The following is a 13,219-nucleotide window of genomic DNA, read 5'->3' as shown; positions in this document are numbered from 1 at the left end:
TTTCGTTACTTTGATATTCCGTTATTTCGATATATCTACAAACCCTTCGCCGAACACGTCGCGCACATCATGAATCGTAATAAATGCGTCCTTATCTTGCGAACGTACAATTTTTTTCAATGCGCTCACTTCTTGCTTGCTAATCACAACGTACAGGATTTCCTTCGGCGTATTCGTATAGTGACCTCTTCCATAGAAGACGGTAACGCCCCGATCCATCGACAAATTGACCTGCTCTGCAATTTCCTTATGTGCATCGGATATAATCATGCAAGCCTTCTGTGTATTAAGACCTTCGATAATAAAGTCCATCACCTTCGTGCCTACATAAAGCATTACAATCGTAAACATTAAGGCTTCCGCACCAATAATGAAGTAGGAGGAGAACGCCACAATGAGATCAAAGAACAACAAGCCATAGCTAATGTTCCAGTCTAGATATTTGTTCGTGATACGCGCAAGGATCGTCGTACCCGCCGTTGTCCCGCCTACGCGAATAATTAAGCCAAGCCCGACCCCGGTAAACACGCCACCAAAGATCGCATTGATAATCAACTCGTTGGACGCAATCGTCCAATCTTCTGTAAGGTACAAAAAGAGGGAGTTAAATAAGACCGCAATAATCGTATATATCGTTGTCATCTTGTCGAGGAACCTGTAACCGACAATTAACAAGAATGCATTAATGACCAAGTTCACAAGTCCCGGAGACCACTGGAACAAATAATAAAGGATAATTGTAATCCCTGTAACTCCGCCTTCACCGAACTCATTCGGAATAACAAAGACGTTGATAGCTACTGCAAAAATAAACGCACCAAGCATAATCATAAAAATGTCTATAAATCGTTTCTTCATCTTTTATTCCTTTCTGGATGACTCCCCATAGGATGCTGTTGATATCTAGTTGTCGTCATAAAATAAAAACCATCCTCTGCAAAGAGAATGCCTGTTGTAAAATAATTCAAGTAAAAGCATCTATGTATGCCAATTGGTGGACCATAATCATGACCGTCCGCTGTGTATGTATAACGTGCTGCATTGACTCCATAACTATACGTCAGGCCAGCTTAATTAAGTATAAGGACAGCTGTCATATCGGTCAGCACTAACAAGATACCATATACTAGCATTTCCGTCTATTGGTCAATTAATTTGAAAATCATCGCAAATAAAAAGCCAAATGACAAATGATATCGTAAAGACATTTATGTATTGACAGCATTTTAGTTTAGTTACTATACTAAATGTATAGAAAATAATAAATTTGCATAATTTGACCCTAACTTAAACGGAATTCACAGTTCCTAACGATTAATTATGCATCTGCAATTTTTACAACCAATTTTGAGTTTTGTCACCTATTAATAGAAAAAGGAATCACTATTTTCGAAAAATATTTTCAAAAAAATGAAACGTTTCGCTGTGTAGATATTTTTTTGATCATTTAGTTTAGTTACTAAACAAATGAGGAGTACCATAATTCCCACGAAACTATAGCTCGAACAACTAGACCGAGGACATCCATCAACCAAATAAGGAGAGATCGTGATGAAAGATCGTATTATTGTAATTGGCGGATATGGGCATGTAGGACAAGTAATCTGCAAGCAGCTAGCTGATTATTTTCCTAACAAAGTTTATGCGGCTGGCAGAAGCTTGGAGCGCGCGGAACAATTTTGCCACTTAACGAATGGGAAAGTGAAACCTCTCCACATGGACATCAGCTCAAAGGTAACCCCCTCTCTGTTACATAACGTAAAGCTGGTTGTCATGTGCTTAGATCAGACGGATACTACATTCGTGCGGACTTGCCTGCAGCGTGGCATTCATTATGTAGACGTATCAGCCACCCCTTCCTTCCTTACACAAGTTGAACAAATGCACCAGGTGGCTGCGTCACACGGATCAACTGCTATCTTAAGTGTTGGGCTCGCTCCAGGGATGACCAATCTGCTTGCTAGTCATGCCAAAGGGCTAATGGATCAGACCGATACGGTAGACATCTCCATTATGCTCGGTTTGGGGGACAGGCATGGAAAGGCTGCGATCGAATGGACAATCGATAATTTGAGTACACAGTATGAAGTGAGGCAAAATGGCCAGCTTAAGAGGGTTTCAAGCTTTATAGATGGCAAGGAAATTGGTTTCGGAACCGCGCTAGGGCGTAAACAAGCCTATCGATTTAATTTTTCCGATCAACATGCCATCCCGCATACTCTTGGCGTTCCTACCGTCTCTACACGTCTCTGTTTTGACTCGAATGGGATAACACGAATGCTTGCTTGGTTAAGAGCCTCTGGATTGTTCCGCTTATTAAAAGTAAAGTTGATTCGCCAAGTTGCCGTGCTGGCCTTCAGTAAGATACGTTTAGGAAGTGACCAATTTGCAGTCAAAATAGATGCTCTAGGTAAGCTAAATAACGAAGAGATAGCTGTGGAATGCCTTGTACAAGGAAGGCACGAAGCCAATATGACAGCGGCTGTGGCTGCTGCTATTGCAGCTAAGGTTTATCGATCACCCTTGCCGCAGGGTGTGTATCATATTGAACAGTTATTTCAATTGGACGATCTCTTACCTGCAATTGATCAAATAGCCGATCTAGAGGTTCGAGTAAATGGAAATGTGGTCGCAAGTAATCAGAACAGTTCCATGAACGTTCCTACGATTGCCGGTTGATGTTAGCGATAAACAAAAGGGAGAGGCTGCGCAATTGCTATATTGTACGGTCTCTCCCTATCGTTATCACCTATTTATTCCATGGCCATGAGGATAACAATCCTAATCCGCCATTATTCCTTAACAAATGCTTTCGTGCTGCGAACCGTATCGATCGGACGAACCATTTTCTCGATTTGCTCACGCTTCTGCTCTAGGAACGGTGGCAAGGACAACTTCTCGCCCAGTGTTTCATACGGCTCATCCCCCATAAATCCAGGGCCGTCTGTCGCGAACTCGAACAAGATTTGCGGTGCTACTCGCGCATACAATGATTCGAAGAAGTAGCGATTCACATAGCCAGATGTGTTGAAGCGATAGCTTTCCAAACGCTCCATCCATGCATCCAACTCTTCACGGTTGTCTACTCGGAACGCCACGTGGTGCACGGTACCAAAACCTTGCTGTGCTCGTGGCAGCGATTCGTTATGCTCAACAACAACTTGCGCACCGTTGCCGCCTTCTCCCATCTCAAACAAGTGGAAGTCGCCTTCATGTGCAATCTCTTTGAAGAAGAACACTTTCTCCAATACTTCTTTGAAATAATCGAATGGAGCAATGCGTATGAAGACAGGACCTAGACCCGTAATCGCATATTCCAATGGAATTGGACCATCTTGCCACGGGGTACCAGATGCGATGCCCTCATTGTGTTCATCCGAGATGAATTGGTACTGCTGATCATCGAAATCAACGAACGAAAGCGTCTGTTTCCCGAAGAACGTTTGAATACTCGTATGCTGTACGCCTAAACGGTCGAATCGCTTCGCCCAGTAGTCCAAAGCTGCATCTGTCGGCACACGGAATGATGTTTTCGCAATCTCATCTGTACCGTGAATACCCTTTTGAATACCAGGGAAATCAAAGAATGTCATATCCGTACCTGCACTGCCTTTATCATCGGCGAAGAACAAATGGTACGTTTGAATATCATCTTGGTTGACCGTTTTCTTCACAAGGCGCATCCCGAGCACATTTGTGAAAAACTCATAGTTCTTCTCTGCACTGCTAGTAATTGCTGTAACGTGGTGGATACCTTTCAATGGATTCATTATAATTACCTCCGTATTGTTGTCATATTTGAGTCTGCTCTGTTTTAAAAATACTAACCATATACTGCTGGCGATTAACCCATTTATCTGATGAAATTGACTAGTACGTTGTTTGATTAATATAACTGTATATTTATCTTTAATTAAATTATCTTTAATTCGAGATAAATATATCACGTGGATTAGTTGCTGTCAATAAGTAAGTACCTTATCTTGCGAAGCACAGCTATATCTGTTTAGGTCCGTACCCTAAAAAAAGCCGTTTATGCTAACATTCAGGCTCAATTATAATGAATCCATTCACGAGCAACATATATCCTTATATAAAGGGGAACCGCTCTATACAGACCGGCTCCCCATACACCTACACTTATTACCAAGATAGACAGAGCCTTAACTGGTTGACCCAGTTGAAGGATGACGTACTATTACTTCGAGTCCTTTGCCGCTTGACCCTCGCTAAATGCGCGATTAAAGCTTTCGATAAGCAAACCGTAAGTTGGTATAAGCTCTGCCAATACTTCCGCAAATTCCGCAGCATCTGGACGGTTCCAAGTGCCTTGAATTTCAGAAATAACCGCCAATGTATCGATCGGAATCGCACCAGCTTGCACGACGCGTGCAAGTGTAATATCTGTCGCCATTTTGCTCCAGTTACCGGATGCATCAACTACCGCGTATACTTTGTAACCCGCAGCAAGTGCAGACAAGGTAGGGAACGCCATGCACACGCTAGTCAACGTACCAGCGATAATCAATGTTTTCTTGCCTGTTGCTTCAACCGCTTTTACAAAGTTCGGATTGTCCCAAGCATTAATCTCACCGTTACGTGGTACATATACGACATCCGGCAAAATTTCACTAATTTCAGGAATCAATGGACCGTTTGGACCCATTGGCACGGAATCCGTTGTAATCGTAGGAATTTTCGTCAATTTAGCCAACTTAGCAAGCGCGATTGCGTTGCGGCGAAGCGTTGGCACGTCCATATCTTGCACCGTTTGGAATAGACCGCTTTGGTGGTCGATTAGCAATAATGCTGTATCGTTCGGATCGATAAATACGTTTTTGTTTTGAGTTGTCATTATAAATTCCTCCTATAGTTAAGTTTTGATTGTGTCAAAACATCGTTGATAAAATCTTGAATATTATTATCTTTAATTCGAGATATTAGAGTAAAAAATACCGAGATGTTGTCCTAGGTTACAACTATCTCGTTACTCTGTGAAGAGTTTACCTATGAAAAGATAATTAACCGTTTCTGTTACGTGTGACTTGTTTGTTGCTTGCTTTCGTTTAATTATCTTGAATTAAAGATATATGTTTTCAAGATAAGTGTCAACCCCTTTTGTCACACTTCATTATTCAGATGATAGCCAGTTACCGTAAATAACGAGAAACAGAAGAAAACAAGCCTTTACGATTGCTCATAAAGACTCGTGCGTTCCACTTATTTCCCTCTAAATCCACCCTCGGACTTAATCACTTGGCCTGTAATCCACTGCGACTCATCACTGGCCAAAAAGCGAATCGCTCGCGCCGCATCTTCTGGCACGCCAATCCGTCCCATTGGAAACATCGGCTGAAGGAAGCTTTTGATCGTTTCATCCATCCAGCCTGAATCGGTCGGACCTGGGTCAATGCCGTTAACCGTAATATGTAGCGGCGCTAATCCAACCGATAACGGCTCAATAAGGCCTAGTAGCGCGCCCTTCGTTGCAATATAAGCCAAGTTATCAGGATCGTCCCCCTTGGACACCATATATACGATCCTTCCCGGCGTCCCTGACGGATAATGCGACTCGAATCTTCGTGCAAACGCCAAGCTCAATATAATCGTCCCCTGATTGTTGATGGTGTAATGCTGATCAAGCGAGCGTAAATCAAGCGTACGGTAGTTCGAAGGAGCACAGTAAGTAGCATTGTTAATTAAAATGGTCGGGACCCCTAACTTTTTCTCGACCTGCTCCATAATCATTTGCGGCATATCCGTATTCGCGTAATCAGCTTCCATATGGCCAGCCCGTACACCTAAGCTCTCCAGCTCACAGCATAATTGTTCTGGCCAGCCTAGTTCTCCACCATTACCTTCCGATTTATCAAACGCATGCCAATGTGTAAAGAAAATATCCGCTCCTGCACGCGCCAATTCGCGGCAAATGGCAGTTCCAATTCCAGTTGAGCGGCTTGCCCCTGTAACGATCGCGATTTTATTTTTCAATGAATACATAGTTGATTCCTCCGTTTTTGTGAATGGGAGGATAGCAGGCGTTGCATAGTAGAGATGCAGATTGGTCGTTACTAATTCCTGATTGCTGTACATATACACGTACACATAAAAAAGCGGACACCCAAAAGGTATCCGCATCATGAATGTATATATACATCGCTCATCCTGCGTATCCTGTAAGGTTGACGATAGGGATACCAAAGAACGTGTGACAGAAGCAGCGCAAACAAGCATTTACTTCATGACTCACCAACATTGGTATACTATCAAGTTCATCAGCTTTACAGGTTAATTGGACACATACTAAGCGATTGGCTCCTTCCACTTGCATCTCTGTCTTCATCATAACAACGTCCACAGTCGGAGGCAAGGTAAGATTTGGAGCTCATTTAACTCTTATTTATAAAACACTTTATCCACGTTGTACTTCGCCATAAATTCATTGATGATGTACGTTTCGTAGATTTCACGATCAACTGCATCTTCAATCACACACACTTCAATTTTGCTTACTTCATTTCTGTGGTTTTTGATTGGCGATACCGTATCTTCGAAGTGCTTCTTAATTCTTGGTCTAAGCTTTCTTGCCTTACCTACGAACAACAATTCATCTTTGCTGTTGTAGAACATAAAGATGCCACCCTTTTCTCGCGTGATTAGGTGGAAATCGGTAAAGCCATAAATATTGCTCAACTCAGGAGCAATCTCTTTGTAAATTGTAACGTCCGGTGTTGGGACCGTAATGTTTATCATTATCGTTCACTTCCTCATCTCATATAGGAGTACATACTATCACAATCTTTATATAAAACCAATCTGTATGTAGGTTAGGCTACCAACAGCAAAAGCCGCTCCTAGGGTTTAGGAACGGCTTTTGCTTGAAAGTGCATCTAGTTTAGTCAAAGAGCAAACACGGCTCGGTGCTTACCCTGTTTCAACAATCTATCTATTCCATTAGCCCATCATTTGCTTCACAAGCTCGCGGTTACGTTCTTTGAACACTTCATTATGGGAGGAGACCATGCCCCACTTGCTCGCTTCCGGTTCAATAAACTGCTTTGCTTGGTTGACTGCATTCGCCGCGTCCTGGAACGCACCTGCGATGAGATGCAGCTTGCCCTCATGATTCAAAATGTCCCCTGCTGCATATAGTCCTGGCACAGATGATTCACCTTTTGGATTGCATGCGATGTAGAAATCATCGACCTGCTCGATAGGTAAATCGCTATTGCCAATCAGCGCGGAATCACGTTCATAGCCATGATTGATAATGACTTCGTCAATCTCCAACTGCGTAACTTCACCTGTCTGATGATTCGTCAGCTCAACACGCTCGATAACCTCGTGGCTCTCATCTGCGATGAGCTTCGTAATCGTCGTATGGAATAGACATTCTACAGAGCTGTTCATCAACTGTGAAACTTGCGCTTCGTGTCCTGACAAAGCATCTTTGCGATAAGTTAAATACACTTTGCCTGCAATCGGCTCCAGCTCATTGGCCCAATCGACCGCTGAATTGCCGCCGCCAGAAATAACGACCGTCTTCCCTTTAAAATACGCCAACGATTTAACCGTGTAGTTTAGATTCGATACTTCATAACGCTCAGCACCTTCAATCTCCAGCTTCTGCGGATTCAAGATACCTCCGCCAATCGCCGCGATTACCGTCTTCGAATAATGCTTTGTGCCTGACGCTGTATGTAGAACGAACAGCCCGTCTTCATTTTTCACGATCGACTCTACTTTCTCATTCAATACCACTTCAGGATTAAACGTTAGACCCTGTTGAACGATCTGTTCGATGAGTTTCTCACCTGTAGTAGGCACAAGCCCACCTACATCCCAAATCATTTTCTCCGGATACACATGTACTTTACCGCCTAAGCGCGGCTGGAATTCAATAAGCTTCGTCTTCAACTCACGCAATCCACTATAGAAGGCAGAAAATAACCCCGCTGGCCCACCACCTATAATCGTTACATCAAAAACATCCATCTCTTCCATCTCCACACGCTCCTAAATTGATATCCTCCGCAAGTTTGCCATACATGCGAAACGTGATTAAATCCGTTATATACTAACTACCATTATTTGTTTAATTGACAATCTACATAGATACTCTTATATTAATTACGTATTGTTAATGATAATCATTATCAGTATAAAAGGCAAGACGATTTCTCATTCTATTTGTATCGTTATTGTGAATCCATGCAAGTCTCAACTATATTCATCAAGAAACTACCTAAAAGGAGCTACATATTTTATGAAAAAACTATTCATTCCAATGCTTCTCTGTTTGCTTGTCCTTAGTGCATGCGGCAATCAAGCACCAACTAACAAGGAAGCTGAAGCTCCTAAAGAAGCAAAACCGAGCACGATTACGTACCAATCCGAGAACGGTCCTGTTCAGGTTCCTGCTGATCCGCAACGCGTCGTTGTTCTATCTTCGTTCGCAGGTAATGTAGCATCCTTGGGCGTTAACCTAGTTGGCGTAGATTCTTGGACGAAGAAGAACCCGAAGTTTGAGGAAAAAATGAAAGATGCTGCAGAAGTTTCCGATGAGAATTTGGAGAAAATTATTGAGCTTCAGCCAGATCTAATCATTGGTTTGTCTAATATTAAAAATGTTGAGAACCTAAATAAAATCGCACCGACTGTCACGTACACATACGGCAAAGTCGATTACTTAACACAGCATATCGAGATCGGTAAGCTGCTCAATAAAGAGCAAGAAGCACGCGCTTGGGTTGATGACTTCAAGAAGCGCGCGCAGGAAGCTGGAAAAGAAATCAAAGCTAAAATTGGTGAAAATGCTACGGTATCTGTCATTGAAAACTATGATAAGCAGCTGTACGTCTACGGCGACAACTGGGGTCGCGGCACAGAAATTTTGTACCAAGAAATGAAGCTTAACATGCCTGAGAAAGTTAAAGAAATGACGAAAGAAGGCTACTATGCCCTTTCCACAGAAGTTATGTCGCAATACGCGGGTGACTACGTCATTCTCAGCAAGAATAAGGAAGGCGACAACTCCTTCCAACAAACCCAAACCTATAAGAACATTCCTGCGGTGAAAAACAATCGCGTATTTGAAGTAGATATGATGGAGTTCTACTTCAATGATGCACTTACGCTTGAGCTGCAGTTAGACTTCTTTAAAAAGAGCTTCCTCGGCCAATAAGTAAGTAAAAAGAAGTACGTTCTTGTACGATCAGGATAACAAAGAACCTTTTCCTCCACGATCTCATGTGGTTTGGAAGGTTCTTTTGTCCTTTTATTCTATGACATATTCTATGACAGAAAAGATGAGCGACTTATGATAAATCAAAACCTAAATCGACGAACGATTCCTTATCCACTGAAGTTAGCTTTAGGCTTTATCACTTTGCTGGTAACCTTTGCAGCCTCGCTTGTACTGGGAGCAGCCGATACAACTTTATCAGATGTATGGCTTGCCCTGACTTCCCAAGCTACAGGCGAAGGAATTACGACGATACGCGAGTTACGCCTTCCGCGAGAACTCGGCGCGATGTTCGTCGGAGCTGCACTAGCAGTCTCAGGCGCCATCATGCAAGGCATAACACGCAACCCTTTGGCCGATCCGGGCCTACTTGGCTTAACCGCAGGGGCGAATGCGGCATTAGCGATTACGCTTGCCTTTATTCCGACTGCCAATTATTTTGGCATCACGATTGCGTGCTTTATCGGTGCAGCCGTCGGAGCATTGATGGTATTTGGTATCTCTTCCTTAAAGAAAGGCAATCTTTCGCCCCTCCGTCTCGTACTTGCTGGAGCAGCAATGACAGCATTTCTAAATGCGATTGCACAAGGAGTAGGCATTTATTTTAAAGTATCCAAAGACTTATCCATGTGGACGGCTGGTGGACTGATAGGAACAACTTGGGGACAGCTGCAAATCATTATTCCGTTTATTTGTATCGGGCTCATTTTGGCAATGATATTCTCAAAGCAGCTGACGATTTTAAGCCTAAGCGAGGAAGTTTCGATTGGACTAGGGCAGCATATTAAAATGATTAAAGCTTTGCTATTCGTGGTCACTACACTTCTTGCTGGAGTATCGGTTGCGCTTGTCGGTAATATCGCCTTCCTGGGGCTTATGATTCCTCATATCGTCCGCGGTATCGTGGGAACCGACTATCGCTATATTGTACCGATGTGCGCACTAGTGGGCGCTTCATTTATGATGTTTGCAGATACAATGGCACGCATTATTGGTGCTCCATATGAGACGCCTGTGGCCGCCCTTATTGCAGCACTAGGCTTGCCGTTCTTCTTGTATATCGTGCTTAAAGGAGGGAAAACACTGTCATGATACCTCCATCACTCATTCGCAAACAGCGAATACTGCTTCTTACCTTTCTAGCACTTATTTTAGTAACCATTGTCGTTAGCTTAGGTTTGGGCTACTCTTCCGTTTCGTATGACCGAATACTACCGACGCTGTTCGGAAACGCTACGTTCAAAGAAGAGTTCGTATTATTCACACTTCGCCTGCCTCGGATTGTCATTACAGTGCTTGCTGGTATGGCACTAGCACTGTCAGGCGCTATTTTACAAAGCATTACACGCAATGAGCTGGCGGAACCGGGCATTATCGGCATTAATGCAGGCGCTGGTGTAGCCATATCGGTATTCTATCTATTTGCACCGATTGATGTGGGTTCGTTCGCATACGCCCTGCCTGCCGTAGCATTTGTAGGTGCATTGCTTACAGCAGCTCTCATCTATGCATTCTCTTATAATAGGCACACAGGTTTGCAGCCTGTTCGGCTCGTTCTCGTTGGTATTGGGTTCTCCATGGCATTGTCAGGCCTGATGATCGTGCTTATTTCTGCCGCGGATCGTAATAAAGTCGATTTTATTTCGAAATGGATGTCAGGTAACATTTGGGGTGCAGATTGGCCTTTCGTATGGGCATTGCTTCCTTGGCTCCTCATCCTCATCCCATTTACGCTTTATAAAGCGAATCGGATGAATGTGCTTATGCTGAGCGAGCCTGTCGTTGTTGGCCTTGGCGTTTCTGTGCAAAAAGAGAGGATCGTACTGCTGCTAGCGGCTGTTGCCTTGGCGGCATCCGCGGTGTCCGTAACTGGAGGCATTGCCTTTATCGGCCTGATTGCACCTCATCTCGCAAAAGCCTTGATCGGCCCGCGGCATCAGCTGTTTATCCCGTTGGCCGTACTGCTCGGCGGCTGGCTGCTGCTAGTCGCTGATACGATTGGCCGCAATATAGCCGATCCCGATGGGATCGCAGCAGGCATTGTATTTGCGATTATTGGCGCGCCATACTTCATCTACCTGCTGTGGAAAAAGTAAAGACAGCAGCATACGCGGAAATGGGGATAACTGTTCCCAGATAAATTGCAGTAAAAAAGGGACCACCCTTTACGCTATGTTGTATATCGATACATAACGTAAGGATGGTCCCTTGTTCCATGATTTAAAAACACAAATTATTTATGATGATTAACGAATCATCGGTTCTTGCTCATCTTACATTAGGCACTTGGCCATGTATCAAGCTGAATGGTATTAATGGAGCAAATCCGATCACGCGTGAGGGCAAACGTAATCGCCTCCACCACATGCCGATTGGAAATGCTCTGATCGTTACGAGTATCACGAGGTTGAGACCACTCCGGATCAATCGGCGAGACATCATCGAAGTCAGGCGGGTATACCCCGATAACACGAATCCCTTCAGGCTTCAAGCGATGGCGCAGACGATCCGTGAATCCCGCTTGCGCGAACTTCGCAGCATGGAACGCTTCATGCGCCGACTCATGCTGGACGTTCAACAAACCGCATACGGATATCATATTAACGATATCGGCACCCTTGGAACGGCGCAGTAGGGGTAAGAAATGTCGTGTACTCAAGGTTGTGCCTACAGCAGCAGAATTGATCGTGTCGCTAATCTCTTCATCGCTCACGCTATCAAAATCTCCAGCCAGCCACATCGCACCATTGTTGATAAGGATATCTATCTCAGTGCTCTCGTTCTGCACCGCTTCAGCAAAGGATCGGATCTGCTCCGAATTACGTAAATCTACTGCGTATCTTAATGGCACCTGACCCGTTGTATCCTCTACTAGTCGGCATGTTTCGTTAAGGCTATCCGTTGTCCGTGCAGACAGAAACAACTGAGCTCCCATTTTAGCTAAACTGATTGCCAATGCCTGCCCTAATCCACGGCTCGCTCCTGTAATAACCACTTTCTTTCCTGCTAACTCCATCAGTCTCCCTCCTTAATTTGAAACATTTTACCACTCAAGCATAATAGACACGACAAACTTTGTAAACAAAAAGGTATAAAAAGTAGTCAGAAATGCCTCATTCTAAATGACGAATATATTCTCGTCTATAAATATAAAACAGCCCTAGTCCAGTAAAATACCGAACTAAGGCTGTTGTTAGCTTCCGCTTGCTCTATCTTATTGCGCTGTATATCCGCCATCTACAAGCAAGCTAGCTCCCACCATAAAGGAGGAATCATCGCTAGATAGGAACAAGATTGCTTTTGCAATTTCATCAGCACGGCCTAGACGACCGATTGGATGACCAGCAATCAACTTATTGCGCGTTTCTTCGCTAGCTTGGCTAATAAGGGGGGTATCAATATAGCCCGGGCATACTGCATTTACACGTATACCTTGTTTCGCATACGTCACACCCAAGGTTCTCGTTAAGTTAACAACGCCCGCCTTTGCCGCTGTATAAGCTGTTCCATTTACTTGACCAATATGCCCAAGCATAGAGGCCATATTTACGACAACACCGCCCGTATCTTGTTGTAACATTTGTTCAATCGCGTATTTATCGCTAAGGAACACACCTGTTAAGTTAATATCGATCATCTTCTGCCAACGATCAAGGCCCAGCTCATGGATAGGTGCGGAATCGCCGATCCCCGCATTGGCAACCATAATGTCGAGCTTTCCAAAATGACGAACCGTTTCAGTAACCAAGTGCTGAATATCTGCTTCTTTCGAAACATCCGTTTTTACAAAGAGTGCTTCTCCGCCCATATCTTTCAGCGCTTGAACGATTTGTGCACCCTCGTCAGAAAAATCAGCGACTACTACTTTGGCACCCTGCTCGATAAATAGTTTAGCAGTTGCTTCCCCAATTCCTTTTGCCCCACCTGTAACGATAGCCACTTTTCCTGTAAGTTTCATAAGACATCCTCCTTTTT

General features: G+C 43.8%; 12 protein-coding genes. 4 read left to right on the top strand and 8 right to left on the bottom strand.

The genetic code is table 11. The features are described from left to right. Positions 1 to 21: 21 nt before the first annotated feature. On the bottom strand, positions 22 to 858 hold the full coding sequence (locus NQ117_RS12595) for a YitT family protein (RefSeq protein ID WP_258278384.1): 837 nt from the start codon (positions 856 to 858) through the stop codon (positions 22 to 24). A 693-nt stretch (positions 859 to 1,551) separates the two neighbouring features. On the opposite strand from NQ117_RS12595, the gene NQ117_RS12590 reads away from it, so the two are divergent. Then, positions 1,552 to 2,679, top strand: coding sequence for a saccharopine dehydrogenase family protein (locus tag NQ117_RS12590; protein ID WP_258278383.1), 1,128 nt, complete (start codon positions 1,552 to 1,554; stop codon positions 2,677 to 2,679). A gap of 113 nt (positions 2,680 to 2,792) precedes the next feature. Here the strand turns inward: NQ117_RS12590 and NQ117_RS12585 are convergent, their stop codons facing one another. From NQ117_RS12585 to NQ117_RS12565, 5 genes are all read right to left on the bottom strand, one after another. Next, the gene (locus tag NQ117_RS12585; RefSeq protein WP_258278382.1) at positions 2,793 to 3,770 is read right to left on the bottom strand and encodes a ring-cleaving dioxygenase; all 978 of its coding nucleotides are present in this window, start codon (positions 3,768 to 3,770) and stop codon (positions 2,793 to 2,795) included. A gap of 428 nt (positions 3,771 to 4,198) precedes the next feature. Next, positions 4,199 to 4,855: a hydrolase gene (locus NQ117_RS12580; RefSeq protein WP_258278381.1), complete on the bottom strand. Its 657-nt coding sequence runs from the start codon at positions 4,853 to 4,855 to the stop codon at positions 4,199 to 4,201. A 365-nt stretch (positions 4,856 to 5,220) separates the two neighbouring features. Next, positions 5,221 to 6,000, bottom strand: coding sequence for an SDR family oxidoreductase (locus tag NQ117_RS12575; protein WP_258278380.1), 780 nt, complete (start codon positions 5,998 to 6,000; stop codon positions 5,221 to 5,223). A 396-nt stretch (positions 6,001 to 6,396) separates the two neighbouring features. Beyond that, positions 6,397 to 6,753, bottom strand: coding sequence for a nucleotide excision repair endonuclease (locus tag NQ117_RS12570; RefSeq protein ID WP_258278379.1), 357 nt, complete (start codon positions 6,751 to 6,753; stop codon positions 6,397 to 6,399). Positions 6,754 to 6,954: 201 nt separating this feature from the next. After that, positions 6,955 to 8,004 (bottom strand): NAD(P)/FAD-dependent oxidoreductase, encoded by a 1,050-nt coding sequence (locus NQ117_RS12565; RefSeq protein WP_258278378.1) that lies wholly within the window; start codon positions 8,002 to 8,004, stop codon positions 6,955 to 6,957. Positions 8,005 to 8,266: 262 nt separating this feature from the next. Between NQ117_RS12565 and NQ117_RS12560 the strand changes: the two genes are divergently transcribed. The 3 genes from NQ117_RS12560 (at position 8,267) to NQ117_RS12550 (ending at position 11,340) form a co-directional block, all read left to right on the top strand. Beyond that, positions 8,267 to 9,184, top strand: a complete 918-nt coding sequence (locus tag NQ117_RS12560; RefSeq protein ID WP_258278377.1) for an iron-hydroxamate ABC transporter substrate-binding protein — start codon at positions 8,267 to 8,269, stop codon at positions 9,182 to 9,184. 135 nt (positions 9,185 to 9,319) lie between these two features. Next, positions 9,320 to 10,336 (top strand): FecCD family ABC transporter permease, encoded by a 1,017-nt coding sequence (locus NQ117_RS12555; RefSeq protein ID WP_258278376.1) that lies wholly within the window; start codon positions 9,320 to 9,322, stop codon positions 10,334 to 10,336. Next, the gene (locus tag NQ117_RS12550; RefSeq protein WP_258278375.1) at positions 10,333 to 11,340 is read left to right on the top strand and encodes a FecCD family ABC transporter permease; all 1,008 of its coding nucleotides are present in this window, start codon (positions 10,333 to 10,335) and stop codon (positions 11,338 to 11,340) included. The genes NQ117_RS12555 and NQ117_RS12550 overlap by 4 nt, the downstream gene beginning before the upstream one ends. A gap of 182 nt (positions 11,341 to 11,522) precedes the next feature. Here NQ117_RS12550 and NQ117_RS12545 read toward each other — a convergent pair whose 3' ends face one another. Both NQ117_RS12545 and NQ117_RS12540 read right to left on the bottom strand, forming a co-directional pair. Then, on the bottom strand, positions 11,523 to 12,260 hold the full coding sequence (locus NQ117_RS12545; RefSeq protein ID WP_258278374.1) for an SDR family NAD(P)-dependent oxidoreductase: 738 nt from the start codon (positions 12,258 to 12,260) through the stop codon (positions 11,523 to 11,525). 198 nt (positions 12,261 to 12,458) lie between these two features. Beyond that, entirely contained in the window at positions 12,459 to 13,202 is a 744-nt protein-coding gene (locus tag NQ117_RS12540; protein WP_258278373.1) for an SDR family NAD(P)-dependent oxidoreductase, read from the bottom strand. Between the last annotated feature and the right edge of the window lie 17 nt (positions 13,203 to 13,219).

The organism is Paenibacillus sp. SC116, assembly GCF_024733555.1.
Lineage (GTDB): Bacteria > Bacillota > Bacilli > Paenibacillales > Paenibacillaceae > Paenibacillus_B.
This window is presented reverse-complemented; position numbering and strand designations above follow the sequence as displayed.

What these genes read in the sequence shown, in the direction of transcription:
- NQ117_RS12595 (WP_258278384.1), bottom strand. Translation starts at nt 858, where the DNA reads ATGAAGAAACGATTTATAGACATTTTTATGATTATGCTTGGTGCGTTT.
- NQ117_RS12590 (WP_258278383.1), top strand. Translation starts at nt 1,552, where the DNA reads ATGAAAGATCGTATTATTGTAATTGGCGGATATGGGCATGTAGGACAA.
- NQ117_RS12585 (WP_258278382.1), bottom strand. Translation starts at nt 3,770, where the DNA reads ATGAATCCATTGAAAGGTATCCACCACGTTACAGCAATTACTAGCAGT.
- NQ117_RS12580 (WP_258278381.1), bottom strand. Translation starts at nt 4,855, where the DNA reads ATGACAACTCAAAACAAAAACGTATTTATCGATCCGAACGATACAGCA.
- NQ117_RS12575 (WP_258278380.1), bottom strand. Translation starts at nt 6,000, where the DNA reads ATGTATTCATTGAAAAATAAAATCGCGATCGTTACAGGGGCAAGCCGC.
- NQ117_RS12570 (WP_258278379.1), bottom strand. Translation starts at nt 6,753, where the DNA reads ATGATAAACATTACGGTCCCAACACCGGACGTTACAATTTACAAAGAG.
- NQ117_RS12565 (WP_258278378.1), bottom strand. Translation starts at nt 8,004, where the DNA reads ATGGAAGAGATGGATGTTTTTGATGTAACGATTATAGGTGGTGGGCCA.
- NQ117_RS12560 (WP_258278377.1), top strand. Translation starts at nt 8,267, where the DNA reads ATGAAAAAACTATTCATTCCAATGCTTCTCTGTTTGCTTGTCCTTAGT.
- NQ117_RS12555 (WP_258278376.1), top strand. Translation starts at nt 9,320, where the DNA reads ATGATAAATCAAAACCTAAATCGACGAACGATTCCTTATCCACTGAAG.
- NQ117_RS12550 (WP_258278375.1), top strand. Translation starts at nt 10,333, where the DNA reads ATGATACCTCCATCACTCATTCGCAAACAGCGAATACTGCTTCTTACC.
- NQ117_RS12545 (WP_258278374.1), bottom strand. Translation starts at nt 12,260, where the DNA reads ATGGAGTTAGCAGGAAAGAAAGTGGTTATTACAGGAGCGAGCCGTGGA.
- NQ117_RS12540 (WP_258278373.1), bottom strand. Translation starts at nt 13,202, where the DNA reads ATGAAACTTACAGGAAAAGTGGCTATCGTTACAGGTGGGGCAAAAGGA.